Annotated in this window: 21 protein-coding genes; 9 read left to right on the top strand and 12 right to left on the bottom strand. The window is 69.1% G+C overall.

What is annotated here, in order from left to right:
- Nucleotides 1-25: 25 nt before the first annotated feature.
- The 6 genes from gyrB to dnaA form a co-directional block, all read right to left on the bottom strand.
- Nucleotides 26-2,107 (bottom strand): DNA topoisomerase (ATP-hydrolyzing) subunit B, encoded by a 2,082-nt coding sequence (gene gyrB, locus ABZV31_RS25210; protein ID WP_355897904.1) that lies wholly within the window; start codon nt 2,105-2,107, stop codon nt 26-28.
- Between the two features lie 370 nt (nt 2,108-2,477).
- Complete coding sequence (locus tag ABZV31_RS25205; protein WP_355897902.1) at nt 2,478-3,011, bottom strand: DciA family protein; 534 nt, start codon at nt 3,009-3,011, stop codon at nt 2,478-2,480.
- On the bottom strand, nt 3,008-4,129 hold the full coding sequence (recF, locus tag ABZV31_RS25200; RefSeq protein WP_355897899.1) for a DNA replication/repair protein RecF: 1,122 nt from the start codon (nt 4,127-4,129) through the stop codon (nt 3,008-3,010). The genes ABZV31_RS25205 and recF overlap by 4 nt, the downstream gene beginning before the upstream one ends.
- A 150-nt stretch (nt 4,130-4,279) precedes the next feature.
- A complete protein-coding gene (gene gnd / locus ABZV31_RS25195) occupies nt 4,280-5,155 on the bottom strand; it encodes a phosphogluconate dehydrogenase (NAD(+)-dependent, decarboxylating) (RefSeq protein WP_355897896.1) in 876 nt (291 codons plus the stop codon).
- A 289-nt stretch (nt 5,156-5,444) separates the two neighbouring features.
- Complete coding sequence (gene dnaN, locus ABZV31_RS25190) at nt 5,445-6,575, bottom strand: DNA polymerase III subunit beta (protein WP_355897894.1); 1,131 nt, start codon at nt 6,573-6,575, stop codon at nt 5,445-5,447.
- A gap of 984 nt (nt 6,576-7,559) precedes the next feature.
- Entirely contained in the window at nt 7,560-9,527 is a 1,968-nt protein-coding gene (dnaA, locus tag ABZV31_RS25185; RefSeq protein WP_355897892.1) for a chromosomal replication initiator protein DnaA, read from the bottom strand.
- A gap of 372 nt (nt 9,528-9,899) precedes the next feature.
- Between dnaA and rpmH the strand changes: the two genes are divergently transcribed.
- The 9 genes from rpmH (at nt 9,900) to ABZV31_RS25140 (ending at nt 16,882) form a co-directional block, all read left to right on the top strand.
- Entirely contained in the window at nt 9,900-10,037 is a 138-nt protein-coding gene (gene rpmH / locus ABZV31_RS25180) for a 50S ribosomal protein L34 (RefSeq protein ID WP_003956500.1), read from the top strand.
- A gap of 21 nt (nt 10,038-10,058) precedes the next feature.
- On the top strand, nt 10,059-10,430 hold the full coding sequence (rnpA, locus tag ABZV31_RS25175; RefSeq protein ID WP_355897889.1) for a ribonuclease P protein component: 372 nt from the start codon (nt 10,059-10,061) through the stop codon (nt 10,428-10,430).
- On the top strand, nt 10,427-10,780 hold the full coding sequence (gene yidD / locus ABZV31_RS25170) for a membrane protein insertion efficiency factor YidD (RefSeq protein WP_355897886.1): 354 nt from the start codon (nt 10,427-10,429) through the stop codon (nt 10,778-10,780). The genes rnpA and yidD overlap by 4 nt, the downstream gene beginning before the upstream one ends.
- Before the next feature lie 3 nt (nt 10,781-10,783).
- The gene (gene yidC, locus ABZV31_RS25165) at nt 10,784-12,067 is read left to right on the top strand and encodes a membrane protein insertase YidC (RefSeq protein WP_355897883.1); all 1,284 of its coding nucleotides are present in this window, start codon (nt 10,784-10,786) and stop codon (nt 12,065-12,067) included.
- Nucleotides 12,068-12,082: 15 nt separating this feature from the next.
- Complete coding sequence (locus ABZV31_RS25160; protein WP_355897882.1) at nt 12,083-12,595, top strand: R3H domain-containing nucleic acid-binding protein; 513 nt, start codon at nt 12,083-12,085, stop codon at nt 12,593-12,595.
- A 189-nt stretch (nt 12,596-12,784) separates the two neighbouring features.
- Nucleotides 12,785-13,501, top strand: coding sequence for a 16S rRNA (guanine(527)-N(7))-methyltransferase RsmG (gene rsmG / locus ABZV31_RS25155; RefSeq protein ID WP_355897880.1), 717 nt, complete (start codon nt 12,785-12,787; stop codon nt 13,499-13,501).
- Nucleotides 13,502-13,766: 265 nt separating this feature from the next.
- Nucleotides 13,767-14,840: a ParA family protein gene (locus tag ABZV31_RS25150; protein WP_355898050.1), complete on the top strand. Its 1,074-nt coding sequence runs from the start codon at nt 13,767-13,769 to the stop codon at nt 14,838-14,840.
- A complete protein-coding gene (locus ABZV31_RS25145; protein WP_355897877.1) occupies nt 14,837-15,937 on the top strand; it encodes a ParB/RepB/Spo0J family partition protein in 1,101 nt (366 codons plus the stop codon). The genes ABZV31_RS25150 and ABZV31_RS25145 overlap by 4 nt, the downstream gene beginning before the upstream one ends.
- A gap of 327 nt (nt 15,938-16,264) precedes the next feature.
- Nucleotides 16,265-16,882, top strand: a complete 618-nt coding sequence (locus tag ABZV31_RS25140) for a GNAT family N-acetyltransferase (protein ID WP_355897874.1) — start codon at nt 16,265-16,267, stop codon at nt 16,880-16,882.
- Between the two features lie 104 nt (nt 16,883-16,986).
- Here ABZV31_RS25140 and trxA read toward each other — a convergent pair whose 3' ends face one another.
- The 6 genes from trxA to murJ all read right to left on the bottom strand — a co-directional run bounded on the left by trxA (nt 16,987) and on the right by murJ (nt 24,384).
- On the bottom strand, nt 16,987-17,319 hold the full coding sequence (gene trxA, locus ABZV31_RS25135) for a thioredoxin (RefSeq protein WP_003999720.1): 333 nt from the start codon (nt 17,317-17,319) through the stop codon (nt 16,987-16,989).
- A gap of 44 nt (nt 17,320-17,363) precedes the next feature.
- Entirely contained in the window at nt 17,364-18,335 is a 972-nt protein-coding gene (gene trxB / locus ABZV31_RS25130) for a thioredoxin-disulfide reductase (protein WP_355897871.1), read from the bottom strand.
- A gap of 169 nt (nt 18,336-18,504) precedes the next feature.
- Nucleotides 18,505-19,440 (bottom strand): hypothetical protein, encoded by a 936-nt coding sequence (locus ABZV31_RS25125; RefSeq protein WP_355897869.1) that lies wholly within the window; start codon nt 19,438-19,440, stop codon nt 18,505-18,507.
- A complete protein-coding gene (gene sigM / locus ABZV31_RS25120; protein ID WP_355897866.1) occupies nt 19,437-20,162 on the bottom strand; it encodes an RNA polymerase sigma factor SigM in 726 nt (241 codons plus the stop codon). The genes ABZV31_RS25125 and sigM overlap by 4 nt, the downstream gene beginning before the upstream one ends.
- 27 nt (nt 20,163-20,189) lie before the next feature.
- Complete coding sequence (locus ABZV31_RS25115; RefSeq protein ID WP_355897863.1) at nt 20,190-21,905, bottom strand: protein kinase family protein; 1,716 nt, start codon at nt 21,903-21,905, stop codon at nt 20,190-20,192.
- A 118-nt stretch (nt 21,906-22,023) separates the two neighbouring features.
- Nucleotides 22,024-24,384 carry a murein biosynthesis integral membrane protein MurJ gene (gene murJ / locus ABZV31_RS25110; RefSeq protein WP_355897860.1) on the bottom strand — a complete coding sequence of 787 codons (2,361 nt, stop codon included), beginning with the start codon at nt 24,382-24,384 and terminating at the stop codon, nt 22,024-22,026.
- Between the last annotated feature and the right edge of the window lie 22 nt (nt 24,385-24,406).

Below are 24,406 nucleotides of genomic sequence, written 5' to 3'. Positions count from 1 at the left end.
CCTGATGCGGTCAGCTGAGACCGACTCAGATGTCGAGGAAGCGGACGTCCTTGGCGTTGCGCTGGATGAACTGGCGCCGGGCCTCGACGTCCTCGCCCATCAGGACCGAGAACAGGTCGTCGGCCTGGGCGGCGTCGTCGAGCGTGACCTGGCCGAGGACGCGGTGCTCCTGGTCCATGGTGGTCACGCGCAGCTCCTCGGCGTTCATCTCGCCGAGACCCTTGAAGCGCTGGATCGAGTCCTCCTTGATGCGCTTCCCCCGCTGGCGGCCCAGCTCGATCAGCGCGTCGCGCTCGCGGTCGGAGTACGCGTACTCGACGTCCTCCCGGCCCCACTTGATCTTGTAGAGCGGGGGACGGGACAGGAATACGTGCCCGGCCTCGACCAGCGGCCGCATGAAGCGGAACAGGAAGGTCAGCAGCAGGGTGTTGATGTGCTGGCCGTCGACGTCGGCGTCCGCCATCAGGATGATCTTGTGATAGCGGAGCTTGGAGATGTCGAAGTCCTCGTGCACACCGGTGCCGAAGGCGGAGATCAGCGCCTGGATCTCCTGGTTCTGCAGGATCTTGTCGATCCTGGACTTCTCCACGTTGAGGATCTTGCCGCGGATCGGGAGGATCGCCTGGTACTGCGGGTTGCGGCCGGACTTGGCCGAGCCGCCGGCGGAGTCACCCTCGACGATGAAGATCTCGCACTTGGTGGGGTCGTTCGACTGGCAGTCGGACAGCTTGCCCGGAAGGGACGCCGACTCCAGAAGGCCCTTGCGGCGCGTGAGGTCGCGGGCCTTGCGGGCCGCCACGCGCGCGGTGGCCGCCTGGATGCCCTTGCGGACGATGTCCGCGGCCTCGTTCGGGTTGCGGTCCAGCCAGTCGTTGAGGTGCTCGTAGACCACCTTCTGGACGAAGGTCTTCGCCTCGGTGTTGCCCAGCTTGGTCTTGGTCTGGCCCTCGAACTGCGGCTCGCCCAGCTTGACCGAGATGATCGCGGTCAGACCCTCGCGGATGTCGTCACCGGTGAGGTTGTCGTCCTTGTCGCGCAGCAGCTTCTTGTCGCGCGCGTACTTGTTGATCAGCGAGGTCAGCGCGGCACGGAAGCCCTCTTCGTGGGTACCGCCCTCGTGGGTGTGAATGGTGTTCGCGAAGGAGTACACGCCCTCGCTGTAACCGCTGTTCCACTGCATCGCGACCTCGACGGACAGGAGCTTGTCCTTGTCCTCGGCCTCGATGTCGATGACGGAGGGGTGCACCACGTCTCCCTTGCGGGAGTTGAGGTACTTCACGAAGTCGACGATGCCGCCGTCGTAGTGGTACGTGACAAACTTGACCTCGGCCTTCTCGTCGGCGCCCGCCTCGTCCGCCCCGGTCGTGGCCTTCGCCGACTCACGCTCGTCGGTGAGCCTGATCGTCAGGCCCTTGTTGAGGAACGCCATCTCCTGGAAGCGCCGGGAGAGCGTCTCGAAGGAGTAGTCGGTCGTCTCGAAGATGTCCGGGTCCGCCCAGAAGGTGACCGAGGTACCGGTCTCGTCCGTGGGCTCGTGCTTGGCCAGCGGGGCCGTCGGGACGCCCATCTTGTAGTCCTGCGTCCAGCGGTAGCCGTCGCGCTTGATCTCGACGGAGACCTTGGTGGACAGGGCGTTCACGACGGAGACGCCGACGCCGTGCAGACCGCCGGAGACGGCGTAGCCGCCGCCGCCGAACTTGCCGCCCGCATGCAGCACGGTCAGCACGACCTCGACGGCCGGCTTGTTCTCGGAGGGGACGATGTCCACCGGGATGCCACGGCCGTTGTCGACGACGCGGACGCCGCCGTCGGCGAGGATCGTGACGTCGATGGTGTCCGCGTACCCGGCCAGCGCCTCGTCGACGGAGTTGTCGACCACCTCGTACACGAGGTGGTGCAGGCCGCGCTCGCCGGTGGAACCGATGTACATACCGGGTCGCTTGCGGACAGCGTCCAGACCCTCGAGGACGGTGATGGCGCTGGCGTCGTACGAGGCCGTGACCTCACCGTTCGAGGAGGCGGCCCCGTTCGCGCCGGCGTCGGTGGACGGGATGTTCTCGTTGGGGTTGCCGGAATCGGCCACGAAGCGCCCTTTCTGGCACAGCACGAGCCGGGCTCGTCGGCGGGTTGCCGGAGCGGCTGCGGCATGTTGCGTTGGTAAGCCTTGATCAGCGTTGCTCAGCTTTTCCCGGACGGTCCCCACGATTGGGGCGGGATTGCCCTCCAGTCTACCGGTAGCGCCGACAGCGATGGGGTTTTGCCGGTACCTGAGTCCGCATGTGGCGCCCTGAACCGGTCTCCGCCGGGTCCCGATATGCGGATGGGGGCTCCAAGAGGCTCACAGCGGCACTCAGCGCTTCGAGGTGTCAACCCTTCGCTACTCAAGGGTCAGGTCGGGATTCGCAAGCGCGGTTGCGCGACGGACCGCCGCGGGCCTGCCACGGCCGGACCGCTGTGACCATGTTGTGTGAGGTCTGTCACCCGTAGGTGTCGCCGGGCCCGATGCTGCCCGGAGCGCGCAGCGGGCCGTAGCGGCGGGCCGGGCCGCCGGGGCCGTTGACCTTGATCAGCCGGACCGTGCCGTGGCCGAGGTCCTCGTTGAGGCGGGCGACGAGCGTCGGCGCGAGCAGGCGCAGATTCGTCGCCCAGGCCGTGGAGTCGCAGCGTACGGTCAGCACGCGCTCGTCCTCGTCGTACTTCTCCGGAACGCAGTGCTTGGCCACGTCCTCGCCGACGATCTGGGGCCAGCGGCCCATCACGCCGCCCACCGCGGCCGGAGCCTCCCAGCCGCGCTCGGCGATGAGCCGGTTGATCGCCGCGCCGAGCGCCATCGGATCGCGGCCGTCGGCGCGCGCGCCGGAGCGCAGACCGCCGCGCCGCGCCTGCTTCTTCTGGCGCGCCGCGTCCCCACGCGCGCGTGCCGCCTCCTTCGCCGCCCGAAGCGCCACGCGCGCGAGGTCGACGCCGGAGGGCTCGGGGGTCTTCTTGGCGGCCGGTTCCTCTGTGCTCATGCGCGTTCCACCGTTCCGTCGGACACGGCGAACCGCGTCCCCGTCAGTACGTGCGGTACGTCGTCGTCGACCGCGGCGGTCACCAGGACCTGCTCGCCGGGCGCGACCAACTCGGCCAGGCGTTCGCGGCGACGGGTGTCCAGCTCGGCGAAGACGTCGTCGAGGATCAGCACCGGCTCGTTGCCCTCCGCGCGGAGGAGGTCGTAGGAGGCCAGGCGCAGCGCCAGCGCGTAGGACCATGACTCGCCGTGGGAGGCGTATCCCTTCGCGGGAAGCTGTCCGAGCTTGAGCACCAGGTCGTCCCGGTGGGGCCCCACCAGGGTGACGCCCCGCTCGATCTCCTGTTTGCGGGCGTCGGCGAGCGCGGTCATCAGCTGCTCGAAGAGGTCTTCGCGCGTGTGCGCCTCGCCGGGCGCGGACGGTTTGTACTCCAGAGCGACGGGACCGCCCCCGGGGGCGAGCTGCTCGTACGCCTTGTCGGCGAGCGGCTGGATCGCGGCGATCAGGTCCAGGCGCTGGGCGAGCAGCTCGGCACCCGCGCGGGCGAGGTGCTGGTCCCAGACGTCGAGCGTGGACAGGTCCATGGAGCGGCCGCCGTGCCGGCGGGCCAGCGCGGCCGACTTCAGGAGGGTGCTGCGCTGCTTGAGGACCCGCTCGTAGTCGGAGCGCACGCCGGCCATGCGCGGCGAGCGAGCGGTGATCAGCTCGTCGAGGAAGCGGCGCCGCTCGCCGGGGTCGCCCTTGACCAGGGCGAGGTCCTCTGGCGCGAACAGCACGGTCCGTACGATGCCGAGCACGTCACGGGGCCTGACCTGCGAGGATCTGTTGATGCGGGCGCGGTTGGCCTTGCCGGGGTTGAGCTCCAGCTCGACCAGCTGCTGCCGGTCGCCCTGCCGCACCTGCGCCCGGATGATCGCGCGCTCGGCACCCATGCGGACCAGAGGGGCGTCGGAGGCGACGCGGTGGCTGCCGAGGGTGGCGAGGTAGCCGACCGCCTCGACGAGGTTCGTCTTGCCCTGGCCGTTGGGGCCGACGAAGGCGGTGACGCCCGGCTCGAGCGGGACTTCGACCCGGGCGTACGAGCGGAAGTCGGCCAGCGACAGATGCGTGACGTGCATGGTCGTTCGCCGACCTCCCCCAACGTGGTGCTTCGGGCGTCCCGGGCAGCCCGGGACGCCGTGGCCTTCAGGTTTCCCCCGGCTCGTCCACGGCCTGTGGACAACCGGGCCGTTCCCGAGGGCGCCAGGGCGTCACCCCCAGGGTGTGGATTACTTCTTCTCGACCGCGTGGCCGCCGAACTGGTTGCGCAGCGCCGCGATCATCTTCATCTGCGGCGAGTCCTCCTGGCGGGAGGAGAACCGCGCGAACAGCGACGCGGTGATCGCCGGCAGCGGCACCGCGTTGTCGATCGCGGCCTCCACCGTCCAGCGTCCCTCGCCGGAGTCCTGTGCATAACCCTTCAGCTGGTCCAGGTGCTCGTCCTCGTCGAGGGCGTTCACCGCGAGGTCGAGCAGCCAGGAGCGGATGACCGTGCCCTCCTGCCAGGAGCGGAACACCTCCCGGACGTTCTCCACGGAGTCGACCTTCTCCAGGAGCTCCCAGCCCTCGGCGTAGGCCTGCATCATCGCGTACTCGATGCCGTTGTGGACCATCTTCGCGAAGTGGCCCGCGCCGACCTTGCCGGCGTGCACCGAGCCGAAGTCGCCCTTCGGCTTGAGGGCGTCGAAGATCGGTTGCACCTTGGCAACGTTCTCCGGGTCGCCGCCGTACATCAGCGCATAGCCGTTCTCCAGGCCCCAGACGCCGCCTGAGACGCCACAGTCGACGAAGCCGATGCCCTTGGCGGCCAGCTCCTCGGCGTGCTTCTCGTCATCGGTCCAACGGGAGTTCCCGCCGTCCACGACCACGTCACCGGGCTCGAGCAGCTCGGCGAGCTGGTCGATCGTGGTCTGGGTGGGCTCGCCGGCCGGGACCATCACCCAGACCACGCGCGGGCCCTGAAGCTTGCCCACAAGCTCTTCGAGGCTGTGGACGTCCGCGAGGTCGGGGTTGCGGTCGTATCCGATGACGGTGTGGCCCGCGCGGCGTATCCGCTCGCGCATGTTGCCGCCCATCTTGCCGAGGCCGACGAGACCGAGCTCCATCAGTTGTGTTCCTTAGGTTTCACGACGTGGCGTTACGGCACTTTCGTACCTGCGTCCGAGCCTAAACCCGGACGCTCGCGCACATCCGTGGGCATACGCGCTCACCCGTACGCCCCGACCTGCGGCGTCGCCCGACGTGCCGTGATCCACAGGGCCCCGGGGCGCTGTGGACGGCCTCTGTCCGCCGAGGTCCCCGACCTCAGCCGCTCAGGCGCACCGGCATACTGCGATCTTGTGGGGGACGCCTACCACGCCCCGGCAGTCGTCCGCCCCGAGCCCGGTCGAACGCTCAGCCGCTCAGGCGCACCGGCATGATCAGGTACTTGTAGGCCTCGTCCGCCTCGGCGTCCACCGCCGGCTTGCCGCTGAGCAGCGCGGGCTTCGTGGACGTCGTGAAGGACAGCTGGGCCACCGGGGAGTCGATGGCGCTGAGGCCGTCCAGCAGGAACGTCGGGTTGAAGGCGATGGAGATGTCGTCGCCGTCCAGCTGGGCGTCGACCCTTTCCACAGCCTGTGCGTCGTCGCTGGAGCCGGCCTCCAGGATCAGCACGCCCTGCTCGAAGCTGAGGCGCACCGGGGTGTTGCGCTCGGCGACCAGGGCCACGCGCTTGACGGCCTCCACGAAGGGGGCGGTCTCGATGGTGGCGACCGAGTTGAACTCCGTCGGGAACAGCGTGCGGTACTTCGGGAGGTCGCCCTCCAGCAGCCGCGTGGTCGTGCGTCGCCCGGAGCCCTCGAAACCGATCAGGCCCTCGCCCGCACCGGAGCCGGACAGCGCCAGGGTCACGCTGTCGCCGGCGCTCAGCGACTTGGCGGTGTCCAGGAGCGTCTTGGCGGGCACCAGGGCGACCGCGGAGGCGTCCGGGTTCTCCGGCTTCCACAGGAACTCTCGGACCGCGAAGCGGTAGCGGTCGGTGGAGGCCAGCGTCACCGTGTCGCCCTCGATCTCGATGCGGACACCGGTGAGGACGGGCAGCGTGTCGTCGCGGCCGGCGGCGATCGCGACCTGCTGCACGGCGGAAGCGAAGACCTCGCCGGGGACCGTGCCCGTGGCGTTCGGCATCTGGGGCAGGGCGGGGTACTCCTCCACAGGCAGGGTATGGAGGGTGAAGCGGGAGGAGCCGCAGAGCACCGTCGCCCGTACACCGTCTGTGGAAATCTCCACCGGGCGGTTGGGCAGGGCGCGGGAGATGTCGGCGAGCAGACGGCCGGAGACGAGGACTGTGCCCTCCTCCTCGACCTCCGCCTCCACGGACACGCGCGCGGAGACCTCGTAGTCGAAGCTGGACAGGCTCAGCTGGCCGTCCTCGGCCTTCAGCAGCAGGCCGGCGAGGACAGGCGCCGGCGGACGGGCCGGGAGGCTGCGTGCCGCCCAGGCCACTGCCTCCGCGAGTACGTCGCGTTCCACCCGGATCTTCACCGTAAGCCGCCTCCTGCTGTTGCTACTGAGTCCTCCGACTCGGTGTCACCGCCCACTGCGACGGGAAGGACACCGGGGACCAGTCTGACGCACGGCACTGACAGTAGGTGCCTGTCGGGGTCAAGTCGCACCGAGGGGCGGTCGGGCCCGAGAGGGCGAGTTGTGCACAGGTCCCGCTTCGAAACGAATTCAGCGCTCTCTCTAGTCGGGAGTAGTAGTAGGGCCTGTGGATACCGTGGATAACCACGTTTGCGCAGCTCAGCGCGGAGATTTTGTCCACGGGCCCTGTGGGCGGCGGCAGTGGACAACTGGGGGTCTCTGTGGAGAACAGAAAGTTCTGCACACCCCACCCACAGCCCGAGGGCACTTCTCCCCAGCTGCGTCCCCAGATTTACCCACGTTTCCCACACCCCAATCCGGCACCTTGGTGTGACGCCTTTCACTCGACGCGGTGATCAGGTGCGTCGCGTTGCCGAACAGTGGACAGGGATGTGGAGAAGAGGCCGATCACTGGGGACAACCTGCCGCAGCCTGTGGGCAGCCCGTGGACAACTCCGTGCACACCCTGTGGATCCCCGCTTCGTCCACAGTCTGTGGAGATCGCTCGTCCACGATTCCACAGGCGGCTGAGCTGGGCTGATGGTCATTCAACAGCACAGCCTGTGGATGCGATCTGGACAACTGAGCAGTCCCCAGGATGTGGACGGGAAAAAGTCCCCGAATCTGTGGAGAGTGGCCGTAACCCGACACGTATTCGAACAGCGGGGGGGAGGGGGGCCGGGGTGCGCCTTCGGAACGGCCGGGGGGCGCCCCGGATCGGCATTCGCGTCGGAGGACGACGAAGGGGCCCGAGAGCGGCAGGGCATCCGCGTCGGAGGACGACGATGGGGCCTCGGGAGGGGGCAGGGCACCCGCGTCGGAGAACGACTGAGGGCGCCCCGGGATCTCCTCCCGTGGCGCCCTCAGGGACGTGTCCGGTGGCCTTCAGCCGTTCTTGATGCGGTTGGTCAGCTCGGTGACCTGGTTGTAGATGGAGCGCCGCTCGGCCATCAGCGCGCGGATCTTGCGGTCGGCGTGCATCACGGTCGTGTGGTCGCGGCCGCCGAACTGCGCGCCGATCTTCGGCAGCGACAGGTCGGTCAGCTCCCGGCACAGGTACATGGCGATCTGGCGGGCCGTCACCAGGGCGCGGCCGCGCGAGGTGCCGCACAGGTCCTCGACCGTGAGGCCGAAGTAGTCGGCCGTCGCGGCCATGATGGCCGTCGCCGTGATCTCCGGGGCCGTGTCCTCGCCGCCGGGGATCAGATCCTTCAGGACGATCTCCGTCAGGCCGAGGTCCACCGGCTGCCGGTTGAGCGACGCGAACGCCGTCACGCGGATCAGCGCGCCCTCCAGCTCACGGATGTTGCGCGAGATCCGGGAGGCGATGAACTCCAGCACCTCCGGCGGGGCGTTGAGCTGCTCCTGCACTGCCTTCTTGCGCAGGATCGCGATGCGCGTCTCCAGCTCAGGTGGCTGGACGTCGGTGATCAGGCCCCACTCGAAACGGTTCCGCAGCCGGTCCTCCAGGGTCACCAGCTGCTTGGGCGGCCGGTCGGAGGACAGCACGATCTGCTTGTTGGCGTTGTGGAGCGTGTTGAAGGTGTGGAAGAACTCCTCCTGCGTCGACTCCTTGTCCGCCAGGAACTGGATGTCGTCGACGAGCAGGATGTCCATCTCGCGGTAGCGCTTGCGGAAGCTGTCGCCCTTGCCGTCGCGGATGGAGTTGATGAACTCGTTGGTGAACTCCTCCGAGCTCACGTACCGCACACGCGTGCCCGGGTAGAGGCTGCGCGCATAGTGCCCGATCGCGTGCAGCAGGTGCGTCTTGCCGAGCCCCGACTCCCCGTAGATGAAGAGGGGGTTGTACGCCTTCGCGGGCGCCTCGGCGACGGCGACCGCGGCCGCGTGCGCGAAGCGGTTGGACGCGCCGATGACGAACGTGTCGAAGAGGTACTTCGGGTTCAGGCGTGCGGTCGGCTCTCCCGGCCCGGTCGCCGGCGCGGGCTGTGCGGCCAGCGGACCGGGGGCGCCGGTGGTGGGCAGGTTCGGGCCCACCGGACCGCCGCGGTGCACGTGTCCGGAGCCGCCCGGCGGCTCGGGCAGGTCACGGCGGACGGCGTCACGCTGATCGTAGTCGGCGTGTGACGGCTCGTAGTCGGAGCGCTGCTGGTTGTACGACCGGCGCTCCATCGGCTGCGGACGGTAGTCCTGCGACGGGGCGTATGAGTCGGGGGCATAGGAATCGGGCGCGTAGGAGTCCGGCGCGCCGTACGAGTCCTGCGACGGTGACGCGTACGGGTCCCGCTCCGGGAAGCCGAGCCGCTGCTGCTGCCAGCCGTAGTCGTCCTGCGACGGACGCGGCCAGGCGCCGGGTTCGGGACGCTGGTACTCCGCGTACTCCGAGGGGTACGCGGGACGCGCGGTCGGAAGCGGATCCGTGCCGTCGCCCGGCTGCGGGCCCGATCGCGGCGGCGGCAATTGCTCACCCGGGGCACCCGGAAGCTGGTCGGCGCGGCCCGACCGGTGGCCGTCGGCCCGGTGACGGCCGTAGCCCTCGTATCCGCCGTGGCCGGAGGGCAGCTCCTGCTCCTCGTAGCGCGGCGGGGCGGGAGGCGCGGGGGCCGGGGGCTCGCCCACGGTGCTGTCGACGGTGATCGCGATGCGGATCGGCCGACCGCACTCACGGCTCAGGGTCTCGCTGACGATCGGGGCGAGACGTCCCTCGAGCACGCCTTTCGCGAACTCGTTCGGTACGGCGAGCAGGGCGGTGTCCGCGACGAGTGCGAGGGGCTGGCAGCGCCGGATCCAGTGTTCGTCCTTCGCCTCGACACCCTGCCCGCGGCCCTCGCCGAGAAGCTGCTCCAGTACTCGTGGCCACACTGCGGCAAGATCGGCAGGTACGTCAGCCACAGGGCACGCTCTCTCACAGGTCCCACGAACGTGTGGTTCGGGACGGGTCGGGATGTAAACGGGGTGGGCAGGGACAAGGGAACGAATCGGAGTCCAGCCACGGTAGTCAGGGCGACGGGTGCGGTTCAAGTTGTTGTCCCCAGCCTGTGGACAGTGTCCCTCTGTGACCCCTGGTTTGACCGGATGGCGTAGCCGCGCGTACCGTAACCAGGTCGAGTTGTCGATGGCTGCTGCCGCCTGCCTCCGAAGGGCACAGATCGCGTCAGGTGATCGGTAAGCGGTGCACTCGGGCGTAACGCGAGCTACTCGTGGGCGCACGGTGACAGCCAGGACGGCACCCCGCAACTACCAATCTCTTTCTGGAGCCCCCGAGTGAGCAAGCGCACCTTCCAGCCGAACAACCGTCGTCGCGCGAAGACCCACGGCTTCCGGCTGCGTATGCGCACCCGTGCCGGCCGCGCGATTCTCGCGTCCCGCCGTAGCAAGGGTCGCGCCCGTCTGTCCGCCTGATCCCGGTCAGGTCATGACGTCGTGCTGCCCACCGAGAACCGGCTGAGGCGGCGCGAGGACTTCGCGACCGCGGTACGACGAGGACGCCGGGCCGGACGCCCACTCCTCGTCGTCCACCTTCGTAGCGGTGCCACGGACCCGCACGCGCCCGGGGAGAGCGCTCCCCCGACGCGTGCGGGTTTCGTCGTGAGCAAGGCTGTGGGTGGCGCGGTCGTGCGCAACAAGGTGAAGCGCAGACTTCGCCATCTGATGCGTGACCGAGTCGCCCTGCTGCCCCCCGGTAGCCTGGTAGTCGTACGAGCGCTGCCCGGAGCGGGCGACGCCGACCACGCACAGCTGGCCCGAGACCTGGATGCCGCCCTTGAGCGGCTGCTGGGAGGGGGCACGCGATGAAGTACCCGCTGCTGGCGCTGATCAAGCTGTACCAGTGGACCATCAGCCCGCTGCTCGGGCCGGTGTGCAAGTACTACCCGTCGTGTTCCCACTACGGCTACACGGCCATCGACCGGCACGGTGCGATCAAGGGAACGGCACTCACCGCCTGGCGCATCCTGCGGTGCAATCCGTGGTCGCTCGGCGGCGTGGACCACGTCCCGCCGCGCAAGCGTCCGCGGTGGCACGAAGTGCTGCGCAGCGCTTGGCGCGCACGCAAGGGCGGGCCCTCCGCCGGCGAACCGGCCACCGACGGGGACATCCCTTCGAGCCCGGCCGCAGAGACCTCGTCCCATGCCCAAGGAGCATGATTAGTGGACACGATTGCCAGCCTCTTCAGCTTCATCACCACACCCGTTTCCTGGGTCATCGTCCAGTTCCACTCGGTGTACGGGAAGATCTTCGGTCCCGACACGGGGTGGGCCTGGGGCCTGTCCATCGTGTCCCTGGTGATCCTGATCCGCATCTGCCTGATCCCGCTCTTCGTGAAGCAGATCAAGGCCACGCGCGCGATGCAGACGCTCCAGCCGGAGATGAAGAAGATCCAGGAGCGCTACAAGAACGACCGGCAGCGTCAGTCCGAAGAGATGATGAAGCTGTACAAGGAGTCGGGCACCAACCCGCTCTCCTCGTGCCTTCCCATCCTGGCGCAGTCCCCGTTCTTCTTCGCCCTGTACCACGTGCTCAACGGCATCGCGACGGGCAAGACGATCGGCGTCATCGACGATCAGCTGCTGGCCAGTGCCCGTAAGGCGCACATCTTCGGCGCACCGCTTGCCGCGAAGTTCACGGACAGCGCGGACAAGGTGGCCCAGCTCGGCGCCACGCTGACCGACGTCCGGGTCGTCACCGCGATCATGATCGTCCTGATGTCGGCGTCGCAGTTCTACACGCAGCGCCAGCTGATGACGAAGAACGTCGACACGACGGTGAAGACGCCGTTCATGCAGCAGCAGAAGATGCTGATGTACGTCTTCCCCGTCATGTTCGCGGTCTTCGGCATCAACTTCCCGGTCGGTGTCCTCGTCTACTGGCTGACCACGAACGTGTGGACCATGGGCCAGCAGATGTACGTCATCCACAACAACCCGACTCCGGGTTCCAAGGCCCAGGCCGCCTACCTGGAGCGCCTGTACAAGCACGTCACGCACCACGGCAAGACGCGCAACCGCCGGGAGCGGGCCATTGTCAAGGCGATCGTCTCCAAGGGCCGCGACCGCAACGAGTTCGAGCGCAAGTTCATCAACGGTCTGAACAAGGCGGGCCTGGCGGCCCAGGCCGACGGCACCGTGGTCAAGAGCGAGAGCGCCGCCGTTGCCCAGTCCGAGGACGGTACGACGACGACCACCACGACGGGCACGGCCCCCAAGCGCCAGCAGCCCAAGCGGCAGACCAAGGCCCAGCGCCAGTCGGGCGCGGCGAAGCCGGCGGGCGACGCCACGTCGTCCACGTCGCTGAGCAAGTCCGACGAGCCGCAGGACGCCCCACCCGCCGCTGCCAAGAAGGCCGCTCCGAAGCCCGGCAACGGCACCCGGAGCAAGGCCCAGTCCGGCCAGCGCAAGGGTCCGCAGCGGCCCAAGTCCCCGTCCAAGAAGTAAGAAGGAGCCCATCCCGTGACGGAAGGCACCACCTCCGCCGCTGCCGAGGGTGCAGACGCCCTGACCCGCCTGGAGCAGGAGGGCGAGATCGCGGCGGACTACCTCGAGGGTCTGCTGGACATCGCCGACCTCGACGGCGATATCGACATGGACGTCGAGGCCGACCGCGCCTCTGTCTCGATCGTCAGCGACACCGGCAGCCGCGACCTGCAGAAGCTGGTCGGGCGCGACGGCGAGGTGCTGGAAGCGCTGCAGGAGCTGACGCGCCTGGCAGTGCACCGGGAGACCGGCGACCGCAGCCGCCTGATGCTGGACATCGCGGGCTACCGTGCCAAGAAGCGGGCCGAGCTGTCCGAGCTGGGCGCCAAGGCCGCGGCCGAGGTCAAGAGCAGCGGCGAGCCCGTGAGGCTGAAGCCGATGACCCCGTTCGAGCGCAAGGTCGTGCACGACGCGGTCAAGGCCGCGGGCCTGAGCAGCGAGTCCGAGGGCGAGGAGCCGCAGCGCTTCGTCGTGGTGCTCCCCGCCTGAGCGGTCCCACGTTCCATCGGCCCCGTCTGTTGCGCAGGCGGGGCCGAACTTTGTCAGGCTGGTGTGGCGCATCCTCGTCAGGTCGGCCCCGACGCATCTCTGTCAGCCTGGTCCTGATGGCTGATGGTCCCTGGTAGTCCTGGTGGTCAGCGCTCAGAGCGCTGTGGCGATACGGAAGGACGGTCCTTCGTGACGGAGGCAGCGGAGCTTCCCCCCGCGCCCGAGCAGGCGCGCGAGGTCTTCGGTGATCGCTTCGCGGATGCGGTGCGCTATGCGGAGCTGCTCGCTGAGCCGGGTGTGCAGCGAGGGCTCATCGGCCCCCGTGAGGTGCCCCGTCTGTGGGAGCGGCATTTGCTGAACTGCGCAGTGCTCTCCGAGGTCGTCCCCGAGGGGGTGACCGTGTGCGACGTCGGCTCGGGCGCCGGTCTTCCGGGCATCCCCCTGGCCCTCGTCCGGGACGACCTGAAGATCACGCTGCTGGAGCCGCTTCTGCGGCGCACCAACTTCCTCACCGAGGTCGTCGAGCTCCTGGGGCTCGACCATGTCACCGTCGTCCGTGGCCGCGCCGAGGAGGTCATGGGAAAGCTGCCGCCGGTCCATGTGGTGACGGCCCGGGCGGTGGCGCCACTGGACCGTCTGGCCGCCTGGGGCATTCCGCTGCTCCGCCCGTACGGAGAGATGCTCGCGCTCAAGGGGGACACGGCGGAGGAGGAGCTGAAGAGCGCGGCCACCGCGCTGAGCAAGCTCGGTGCCGTCGAGACCTCCATCCTGCACGTGGGTGAGGGGGTCGTGGATCCCCTTTCCACGGTGGTGCGGGTCGAGGTCGGGGAGAGCCCGGGCGGTGTGCGCTTCGCGGCGAAGCGCGCGAAGGCGGCCCGGACGGGGCGGACGCGTCGGCGCCGGTAATCCGGCCTGACGACCAGCCGTACTCCACACAAGCTGCCAAACCTACGCATACCGGAGTGTCGCGACACTTCGGCCACTGCTGCTGTGCATCGTGTTTCACGTGAAACGTCGCTCACTGCTGCACGGCATCATCAACCGTGGTCGCGCTGCGGCCCAAGCCCGCGACCGTAAGCCTCTCGGTTCACTCCGAGAGGGAACGGAGTTGTCCACAGAGGTGGATTTCTCCACAGAACGCAAGGCCTCACTGGTTCGCGACCCCGAAGACATGGGAGGCTCTGTTCATTGCGAGCCTGAAGTCGAGGAGAGTGAATCCTTGCGGTCCGACGCCAACATCGCGGGACCGATGACCGATCCGGTCCCCGGTCCCCGTACCGAGTCGATGGGGGAGGATGTTTCACGTGAAACACCGCCCCCGATGGACGACACTCCCATCGGTCGTGCTGCCCAACTGGCGGTCGAGGCTCTAGGCCGCGCCGGCGAGGGTCTACCACGACCCCAACAGACCCGCGTCATCGTGGTCGCCAACCAGAAGGGCGGGGTGGGCAAGACGACGACGACCGTCAACCTTGCCGCTTCGCTGGCTCTGCACGGCGGCCGTGTCCTGGTAATCGACCTCGACCCTCAGGGCAATGCCTCCACCGCGCTGGGAATCGACCACCACGCCGAAGTCCCCTCCATCTATGACGTACTGGTGGAGGGCAAGCCGCTCGCGGAGGTCGTCCAGCCCGTCCTCGATGTCGAGGGTCTCTTCTGCGCCCCCGCCACGATCGATCTCGCCGGTGCGGAGATCGAGCTGGTGTCCCTGGTGGCACGGGAGAGCCGGCTGCAGCGGGCCATCCAGGCCTACGAGCAGCCGCTGGACTACATCCTCATCGACTGCCCGCCCTCGCTCGGCCTGCTGACGGTCAACGCGTTGGTCGCCGGGCAGGAGGTCCTCATCCCGATCCAGTGCGAGTACTACGCCCTGGAAGGCCTGGGCCAGCTGCTGCGCAATGTCGACCTGGTGCGGGGGCACCTCAACCCCGCCCTGCACGTGTCGACCATCCTGCTCACTATGTACGACGGCAGGACGCGGCTTGCGTCCCAGGTCGCGGAAGAGGTGCGCAACCACTTCGGCGACGAGGTGCTGCGGACGAGCATCCCCCGCTCGGTCCGTATCTCCGAGGCGCCGAGCTACGGGCAGACGGTGCTGACTTACGATCCAGGATCGAGCGGTGCCCTCTCTTATCTTGAGGCGGCACGAGAAATTGCGCTGAGGGGTGTCGGCGTCAGCTACGACGCGACGCACGCCCACATCGGCGCCCAGAGCGACCCAAGCATGGTGGAGGGGATTCAGTGAGTGAGCGACGGAGGGGGTTGGGCCGTGGTCTCGGCGCACTGATCCCTGCTGCCCCGACGGAGAAGACACCGACCCCAGCCGCAGTGGGGGGCGCTGCTTCCACGTCCCCCACGGCCGTGCCGGTGCTGACTTCCGACCGCGGGGTGGCCGCGGCGAAGGTGGCCACGCTGCCGCCTGTTTCACGTGAAACGGAGGAGCCGTCGACGAGCGGCGCCGTGGAGACACCCGCTCCTCCGATGGGCGCCCACTTCGCCGAGATCCCCCTCGACTCCATCACGCCGAACCCGCGCCAGCCGCGTGAGGTCTTCGACGAGGACGCGCTGGCCGAGCTCGTCACCTCCATCAAGGAGGTCGGTCTCCTCCAGCCTGTCGTCGTACGGCAGCTCGGTCCCGCGCGCTACGAGCTCATCATGGGCGAGCGGCGCTGGCGGGCCTGCCGTGAGGCGGGACTCGAGGCGATCCCGGCGATTGTGCGGGCCACTGACGACGAGAAGCTCCTCCTGGACGCCCTGCTGGAGAACCTGCACCGGGCCCAGCTGAACCCGCTGGAAGAGGCGGCCGCCTACGACCAGTTGCTGAAGGACTTCAACTGCACGCACGACCAGTTGGCGGACCGCATCGGCCGATCCCGCCCGCAGGTCTCCAACACCCTGCGTCTGCTGAAGCTTTCCCCGGCGATCCAGCGGCGGGTCGCCGCCGGAGTCCTCTCCGCCGGGCATGCGCGGGCGCTGCTCTCCGTCGAGGACTCGGAGGAGCAGGACCGTCTGGCTCACCGGATCGTGGCCGAGGGGCTTTCGGTCCGGGCCGTCGAGGAGATCGTGACCCTGATGGGCTCGCGCCCGAAGGCGGCTCCGCGCTCCAAGGGCCCGCGGGCCGGCGCACGGGTCTCCCCGGCCCTGACCGATCTCGCGACCCGTCTGTCCGACCGCTTCGAGACCCGGGTGAAGGTCGACCTGGGGCAGAAGAAGGGCAAGATCACCGTAGAGTTCGCCTCCATGGAGGACCTTGAGCGGATCCTCAACACGCTCGCCCCGGGCGAGGGGCCGGTCCTGCAGAAGAGCCTTTTGGAGGGCGGGTCGGAGGAGACGGACGACTGAGCCCCATCCGATGGAGGGGTTTCGGCTCGGCCGATTGGCGGAAGCGGGCCGTGTCCGGTGTGTACCGGAACACGGCCCGCTCTTTGCTTTCATGCGGTATCGACGGAATCGCATCATGGATACGATGCGTTCGGGTATGGCGCATCGACCAGGCGGCACCTCTGAGTGGGAGGCGGGGGCCATGCGAACGGTCAGCCGCACCGGACTGGTGGGCGCGGCCCTGGGACTGGGTGCGGTCGGCGGCTTCGTCGGCAGCCTGCTCAGGGAACGAAGCGCTCTGACAGCTGCCCGCGATGCTGCGGGCGAAGGAAGCGAGGAACAGCCTTCATGGGCCGTAGGCTCGTACCGCTCACGCTGGACAACCTTCAGGACCTTCCCAAGCGCTGTCGCGCGTGTGTCTTCTGGGAGTTGGACCCAGTCAGCGGCGAAGGAGCGGTGAAGGCGGGCACGGCCGCACTGGAGAAGGAAGCCTGGATTTCAGCCGTCCTGCTGGACTGGGGGTCCTGCGGTCGGGTCGTCTACGTCGACGACGTACCGGTGGGCTTCGTGCTCTACGCTCCCCCTGCCTATGTGCCCCGCTCCACGGCGTTCCCCACGAGCCCGGTCTCCCCGGACGCGGTGCAGCTGATGACCGGCTTCATCATGCCGGGCTACCAGGGGCAGGGACTGGGCCGTGTGATGGTCCAGACGGTCGCCAAGGACCTGCTGCGGCGGGGCTTCAAGGCCATCGAGGCGTTCGGAGACGCCCGCTGGAAGGAGCCCGCCTGCATGCTGCCGGCCGACCATCTGCTGGCCGTGGGCTTCAAAACGGTCCGGCCTCATCCCACTCACCCGCGGCTGCGTCTGGAGCTGCGGTCGACGCTCTCCTGGAAGGAAGACGTGGAGATGGCGCTCGACCGGCTGCTGGGGGCCGTCCAGAAGGAACCGGCGCTGCGGCCGCTCTAGGGCCGCCGTCGGCAGCTGCCGTCAAAACGAATGGGCCAACCCCTTCGGGTTGGCCCATTCGTGTTTCACGTGAAACATGCGCCGCCGACTCGACGGCGTGCCGGTCATTCGGCGATGAAGTCCTCGAGGTCGCGGACGATCGCGGCCTTCGGCTTCGCACCCACGATGGTCTTGGCGACCTCGCCGTTCTGGTAGACGTTCAGGGTCGGGATGGACATGACGCCGTACTTGGCGGCCGTACCCGGGTTCTCGTCGATGTTGAGCTTGACGACCTCGATCTTGTCGCCGTACTCGGCGGCGATCGCCTCGAGGGACGGAGCGATCTGGCGGCAGGGACCGCACCAGGCGGCCCAGAAGTCCACCAGGACGGGCTTGTCGCTCTTGAGGACGTCCTGCTCGAAGGAGTCGTCGGTCACGTTCTTCAGGGTGCCGGCCACGGCTGGGCTCCTTAACTGGTCGTGCGGTGGGATGGGTGGGGGTCTCAGACGGTGGTCTTCTCGGGCTCGGCCTTCTGCTCGTTGTTCGCGAGGGCGGCGAGGAAGCGCTCGGCGTCGAGGGCGGCGGAACAACCGGTGCCGGCTGCGGTGATCGCCTGGCGGTAGGTGTGGTCGACCACGTCACCGGCAGCGAAGACACCGGTCAGGTTGGTGCGCGTGGACGGCGCGTCGACCTTCAGGTAGCCCTCCTCGTCCAGGTCCAGCTGGCCCTTGAAGAGCTCGGTGCGTGGGTCGTGGCCGATCGCGATGAACAGGCCCGTCACCGGCAGGTCCGAGAGCTCGCCGGTCTTGATGTTGCGCAGCTTCAGGCCGGAGAGCTTCTGGTCGCCCTGGATCTCGGCGACCTCGCTGTCCCAGACGAACTTGATCTTCGGGTCGGCGAAGGCACGCTCCTGCATCGCCTTGGAGGCACGCAGGGTGTCCCGGCGGTGGACGATCGTCACGGACTTGGCGAAGCGCGAGAGGAAGGTGGCCTCCTCCATCGCGGTGTCGCCGCCGCCGATCACGGCGATGTCCTGGTCCTTGAAGAAGAAGCCGTCACAGGTGGCGCACCAGGAGACACCGCGGCCGGAGAGGGCGTCCTCATTCGGCAGGCCGAGCTTGCGGTGCTGCGAGCCGGTGGTGACGATGACGGCCTTGGCCCGGTGCACCGTGCCCGCCGTGTCCGTGACGGTCTTGATGTCACCGGTCAGGTCGACGGAGACGACGTCGTCCGGGACCAGCTCGGCACCGAAGCGCTCGGCCTGGGCGCGCATGTTGTCCATGAGCTCGGGGCCCATGATGCCGTCGCGGAAGCCCGGGAAGTTCTCCACCTCGGTGGTGTTCATCAGCGCACCACCCGCGGTGACCGCGCCCTCGAACACCAGCGGCTTCAGCGACGCGCGTGCGGTGTAAAGCGCCGCCGTGTAGCCGGCGGGCCCGGAGCCGATGATGATCACGTTACGGACGTCGCTCACGGCTTGATTCCTCGTCTCTGGACTGTGTCGTACGGCCGGTGGGAGCCTCTCTCACAGCTCTCACCCCACCCAACGGATCCTACGGGGCGCGCATTCCCGGTGTGCTTGGGCACACGGAGGCGGGACAGCGTACGGGATACCACGCAGGGCGAAGGCCACGCGTTCGCGCTCAGGAACGCGCGTAGGAGTGCAACAGCAGAACCTTGGCGGAGGTCGACGGGTGCTGCACACAGGTCGCGTCGACGACGTAGGCCGTGAGCCGGGTGGTGTCGCCGGAGGCGTCGGGCAGCACGACGAGATAGGCGTCCTTCCCGTCGTAGGTGCCTTCCTGAGCCGCCAGGGGTGTGCCGGTGCGGTCGATGCCCTGCCGGACGCATGTGGGGACCGAGACGGTGGGCTGGTTCTTCAGCACGTTCGGCTTGTCGGTGCCCGGAGCGGAATCCACGCCGAAACTGTGCGGGGGGTGGGTGGTGCCCTGCGACTTCTGAGCCTTGGTGAGGAGATCCGCGACCTGGTTCTTGAGCGTTCCCTCGGAGAAGGTGTCCGCGGAGGCGGACGGCTGGCCATGAGCCGCGGTGTCGGATCCCTTGTCGTCGTGCAGAGACGCCAGCACCACGGAGACCACACCGAGGGCGGCGACCGTGAACACGGAGCCCAGGACCGCGATCCTGCGGCGTCCGCGCCGTTTGTGGTCCTTGCGGCCCGGGCCGGTGGTGGAGGGCCGAGCGTGACCCGATGGACGATCCGCCGCCGATGTTTCACGTGAAACATGCGCGTCGCCGTCGGCCGCTGCGGGCTCCGCAGGGGTGACACTGACGAGGGCCGGTGTGTCGGTGTTCTCGGGTGCCGTGGCGTTCAGCAGCGCCTCTGCGGCGAGAGCCGCGTCGATCCGGCCGACGACGTCGGCGGGCATGCGCGGGGGGCCCGGCAGCGTACCGAGCAGGCCCCGGATCTCCTCCAGGGACGCGTAGACGTCCGCACACAGCTCGCACTCGTCCAGATGCCGGCGTACGTCCGCGGTCCTGGACGGAGCGAGCAGACCTTCGGTGAGGTCGGAGATCTCCGCGACGTCCGGGTGCCCGGCCGTGTCTGTCGTGGATGTCACGCTCGCCCACCTCCGCCCTTCACAGCAGCTGAATCGCTCGGCCCCGTGTCCCGTGGACCTCTGTCATGAGGTTCCGCTGCCGGTGGGACGGATGTCCCCTGCGTCCGGTTCCGTTCCAAGCCCGGTTCCCATTTGTCACCGGTGCTGTCCGGCCGCAGATGCGTGAGCAGGGGCAGGAGTCTGGCTCTGCCCCGGGCGCAGCGGCTCTTCACCGTCCCGGTCGGCACGTCGAGAATGCGGGCGGCCTCGGCGACGGGGTAGCCCTGCATGTCCACGAGCACGAGGGCGGCCCGCTGGTCGGGCGGGAGGGTGCCGAGCGCCTCGACGAGCTGCCGCTGCACGTCGTTCCTCTCAGCGGGCGCCGACGCCGACTCATGCGGCTCCAGCAGCTGCTCCAGACGCTCGGTGTCGTCCACCGGCGAGGTCTTCCGCGAGGCCGCCTTGCGGGCCCGGTCCAGGCAGGCGTTCACCGTGATCCGGTGCAGCCACGTCGTGACTGCCGACTGCCCCCGGAAGGTGTGGGCGGCCCGGTAGGCGGAGACGAGGGCGTCCTGGACCGCATCAGCGGCCTCCTCGCGATCCCCCAGCGTCCGCAGGGCGACTGCCCAGAGGCGATCACGATGCCGCCGCACGATCTCCCCGAAGGCGTCCGGATCGCCCTCTACATGGCGGGCCAGGAGGTCCTGATCGCTTGCGTCGCCGTATGCGGTGTCATCTGCCATCGGACCCCCTCCCCTTAAACGAAGTGCTCAGCCCGTGAACTTCAGGTCCGTGATGGCCTGCTTGTAGCCCGCGTCGCTGTAGGTGTCGCCTTGCGCGTACGGCAGCGCGGTGAACCACACCAGCACGTACCGGCTCTTCACCGGCTTGGCGACGGTCACCTTGGCAGTCGTGCCGACGGTGGTCACCGATCCGAGCTTCTTCATCGAAGTCAGCGGGACCGACGAACTCATGGAGTCCGTTGCGTACAGGGTGACTGTGGTGTGGTCGCCGCCGAACAGGAGCCCTATCGAAGCGGCCGAGACCTCCTGCGCCGAGCCAAGGTCGTAGACGATACCGACGCCGGGCTTGAAGGCCGGGTTCATGTCCGGGCCGTCCTTGTAGCTGGCGGTGCGCCAGTACGTGGTGCTGTCGCCGTCGTACGTCTTGTCGACGTCGTTGGGGTGCTGGGCGCTGCCCTTGGCGATGTACTCCTGCGCGCCCTCGATCTTGAGCGTCCTGACCGGCTTCGGCTGCTTGCCGTCCTTGTCGTTGCCGTCCTGCGTCTGGTTCGTGTTGTCGGACTTGCCGCCCTGGTCCATCAGGGCGTCCGCGAGCTGCCAGCTGCCCAGGCCGAGGGCGGCGATGAGGAGGGCCGAGACGGCCCACTTCAGGGCCTTGCCGGTGCGGCTCTGCAGCGGGGGCGGCGGGGCCGGGACCGGCTGGGTGGCGCCGGGGCGCGGGGCCTGACGGCCGTACGAGCCCTGCTGGTACGTCGTGCGCTGGTACTCCGGCGGCGCGGTGAACGCGGGCTCCGGCGGGCGGATGCGCGGCATCTCGCCGATCGCCTTCACCAGCTCCTCCGGCGTGGTGCAGGGGGACTCGTGGCGGGAGGCGGTGGCGCCGTCGTTGGCGAGGGCGCGCATGGCGAGTTCGGACAGACCGCGGTGGACGCCGGCCCGCACCTGGTCGGGCGCGATGAGACCGACATCCTTGGGCAGGCCGGACAGGCCGTAGGCGTCGTTCTCGTACGGCCAGCGCTGGGTGAGCGCCGCGTACAGCAGCGCGCCGATTGCCTCGGTGTCGGTGCGCTGCGGGGTGTCGGAGCTGATGCCGCGCAGTGCGGCGTTCACGGCGAGGCCGCGGATGCGCCACTGGCCGGTGGAGGCGCGCAGCACGGCATTGGGGTTCAGACGCAGATGGGCGAGGCCCTCGCGGTGGGCGGCGGCCATGGCGGAGGCGACCTGGCTGACCATCTGGTAGGCGTCGTGCGGTTCCAGCGGCCCGGAGGAAAGGAGCGTGGTCAGTTCGGTGGCATCCGGCAGCCACTCGTGGACGACGTAGACGAGGTCGTTTTCCTCGACGGCGTCCAGGACCTGGACGAAACGGGGATCGCCGAGCAGGGCGGAGGAACGGGCCGCGGCCAGCACGGAGCGGGCCCGCGCATGGTCCGCGGGCAGGATGTGGACGCCGACGGCGCGACGGAGTTTCTCGTCCACCGCTCGCCAGCTGCTGAATCCGTCCAGACGGGTGACGCACTCCTCGAGGCGGTAGCGTCTGGCGAGCTTGTGACCGCTGTGCAGTTCGGGCGGTGAGGCCTTTCCGGGACCCTCGGTCCCGCCGCTCCCCTGTGCCTCGTTGTTGTCCGTGTCCCGCTCCCGCTTCTGGGCCACCCCGTCGGCCGTGGACTGGTCCGCCTTGGCGGTCAGCGACTCGTCGCCGCTGTTGTCTGCCACGTCGACGGCAGCCGTGCTCCGTTCCGCCACCGTCGCTCCTGCCTCCCCATCCGTTGCGCGCTGTCCGACGCCGAAACCAATTGTGCCCACAGTCCGCCGCTATGCACGACACACAGCTGCGGACGATGGTTGTGCGCGTACCCCCGCCTCAACGCCCCAGGCGCCCGCGGACCATACCCACGAGCGAGTTGAGTTCCTCGATGCGCATGCGGCGGGCGGCGACGAAGAAGATCCCGAACAGGAGGACACCGCCGGCCAGCAGCGCTGCGAACGAGCCGACGACGCCCTGGCCGAGGGTGTGGCCGATGCCGTAGCAGGCCGCGCCGCTGAGCAGAGCCGCCGGTACCGAGGCGATGCACAGCCGGGCATATGTCTGCAGGACGCGGGAGCCGTCGAGGTCGCCGCCCAGCCGCTTGCGCAGCCGGTTCCACGCGACGCCGACGCCGATGGCGTAGGCGAGGCCGTACGAGGCGGCCATGCCGATCACGGCCCAGCGGGCCGGGAGCAGGAAGTAGCAGAGGGCCGAGGCGCCCGCGTTGACCGCGGCCACGATGACCGTGTTGTAGAAGGGGGTCCGGGTGTCCTCGTAGGCGTAGAAGGCGCGCAGGACGACGTACTGCACCGAGTACGGGATCAGGCCGAGGCCGAAGGCCATCAGCATGTAGCCCATGTTGGTGGCCTCGCTGGTGCCCGAGGAGCCGAAGATCAGCGTGCACATCGGGATGCCGAGCGCGACGAAGCCGAAGGCGACCGGCACGATGGCGACGGCCGTGGTGCGCAGACCCTGCGAGATGTCGTCGCGGACGGCGCCGCCGTCGCCCTCGGCGGCCGAGCGGGAGATCCGCGGCAGGAGGGCGGCCATCAGGGAGACGGTGATGATGGCCTGCGGCAGGCCCCAGATCAGCTGGGCGTTGGCGTAGGCGGCAAAGCCGGTGCCGTCGACGGGCGAGTGCTTGCCCGCGGACGTGGACAGCTGAGAGACGACGAGCGCGCCGGCCTGGTTGGCGAGGACGAACAGGACGGTCCACTTGGCGAGCGTCGCGGCCTTGCCGAGGCCGTGGCCCCGCCAGTCGAAGCGCAGCCGCAGCCGGAACCCGGTCTCGCGCAGGTACGGGATCATCGCCAGGGCCTGTACGACCATGCCGAGCAGCACGCCGACGCCGAGGAGCCGCTGGCCCTCCGGCGGGATGTTGGTGACCTTCATCCCGGAGTCGGCGGCGGTGCCGTACACCCAGATGAACGTGCCGAGCGTGACGATGATGACGATGTTGTTCAGGACCGGGGTCCACATCATCGCGCCGAACTTCCCGCGCGCGTTGAGGACCTGCCCCATCACCACGTGGATGCCCATGAAGAAGATCGAGGGCAGGAAGTAGCGGACGAACGTGACGCCGACCTGATTGGCCGCCGGGTCGCCGGCGACCGAGTCGGACAGCAGGCGGATCAGGAAGGGCGCCCCGAGGACGGCGACGACGGTGAGTGCGCCGAGCGCCACCATGACCAGGGTCAGCAGCCGGTTGGCGTAGGCCTCGCCGCCGTCCTCGTCCTCTTTCATGGCCCGGACGAGCTGCGGCACGAACACGGAGTTGAGGCCGCCGCCGACGGTCAGGATGTAGATCATCGTGGGCAGCTGGTAGGCGACCTGGAAGGTGTCGCCCAGCAGGCCGACGCCCAGCGCCGACACGATCAGCGCGGAGCGGATGAAGCCGGTGAGGCGGGAGACCATCGTGCCCGCCGCCATCACGGCGCTCGACTTCAGCAGGCCCGAGGCCCGTCCGCCCTTCTTCGCGGCCGGAGCGGGCGCGGCTGCCGCACCGGCCGCGGCCGGTGCCGGTGCGTACTGCCCCAGCGGTCCCTGACCGGTGACCGGGGCCGGCGAGGGGCCGGGGACCGAGGGGGCGTCCATCGGCGGGCGCCCTCCGGCCTGCTGCGTGTTCTGGAAGCCGCCCGGCCCGGGGTCCTGGTATCCGCTCTGCCCGGGGTCCTGGAAGCCGCCGCCCTGATGGGGGCTGGGAAAGCGGCCCTGCCGTGGGTCGGGGAACCCGCCCTGCTGCTGGTCCCGGAAGAGGTGCGCGAAGGCGTCCGGCTCGTTGCGCTCCTCGCCGGAGTGGGTGACCAGGTCGTCCACGCCCACGTATTGCGTGGTCCGCGGATCGTCGCCCTGGGGCAGGTACTGCGTCGGTCCCGACGGCTCCGGCGGCGGGGTCTGGGCCCACACGCGCGGGTCGGGGGCGTACGGCGACTGCGGCGGCGGCCCGTACAGCGGCTGGTGCGGCTGGTACGTGCCCGGGGACGGCGGGGGGTGTGCGGCACGGTCGTACAGCGCCTCGCCGACCGGGTCCTGCGCGGTGAGGTCCTGCGCCCGGTAGGGGTCCTCCGCGTAGGCGTCCTGGAGGTACATGTCCGCCGGAGGCTGCGGCGGCACCTGGCCGTGCTCGGGCGGCGGGGCCTCGGGGTAGCCCGAGCTGCCCACGGCCTGGCCGCGGTCACCGTCGTACGGCGCGTTCATGGTTACCCCACCTCATCGTCCC

Source organism: Streptomyces sp. NPDC005202 (assembly GCF_040608235.1).
Lineage (GTDB): Bacteria > Actinomycetota > Actinomycetes > Streptomycetales > Streptomycetaceae > Streptomyces.
Note: the sequence above shows the minus strand (reverse complement) of the source record. Positions and strands in the feature narration are given on the sequence as shown.